1 protein-coding gene is annotated in these 480 nt (G+C 76.2%); it reads left to right on the top strand.

Translation table 11 applies throughout. The features are described 5' to 3' along the window. Nucleotides 1–215: 215 nt before the first annotated feature. A partial coding sequence (locus GTQ99_RS27355) for a YidH family protein (protein ID WP_420814622.1) occupies nucleotides 216–480 on the top strand: 265 nt, incomplete at its 3' end.

Genomic DNA, 480 nt, shown 5'->3' with positions numbered 1-480 from the left:
GGGTGGCGGTGGTGGAGGGGGTCACGGTCTTCTCCAGGTCGTCGGGGCTGCGTCACCACTGTGCTGACGCCGCGTGATCCAGTGCAATCTCTGCGTAGTGCTTCCGAGTGCACCCGTCCGGGTGGTGCGTCGCGGTGCGCGACCATCGGGGGGTGAGCGAGCGTCCCGCCGACCCCTCGGCCGACCCCTCGGTGGACCCCTCGGCGGACCCCTCGGTGGACCCGGGGGGAGCGCCGGTGGACCGGCGCTTCCCCCGGGGCGTCTACGGCGCGGGGGAGGAGCCGGACCCGCGCTTCTCGCTGGCCAACGAGCGCACCTTCCTGGCCTGGGTCCGCACCTCGCTCGCGCTGCTCGCGGCCGGGGTCGCGCTGGAGGGCCTGGACCTGGCGCTGCAGCCGCAGCTGCGGCTGGCGGCCTCGCTCGTGCTCGTCGGGCTCGGGGCGCTCTGCCCCGTGCAGGCGTGGCGGGGGTGGGCGCGCG

The sequence above is a fragment of the Kineococcus vitellinus genome (assembly GCF_009906315.1).
GTDB lineage: Bacteria > Actinomycetota > Actinomycetes > Actinomycetales > Kineococcaceae > Kineococcus > Kineococcus vitellinus.
The sequence above is the reverse complement of the archived record's forward strand: the minus strand, read 5'-3'. Positions and strand labels throughout refer to the sequence as shown.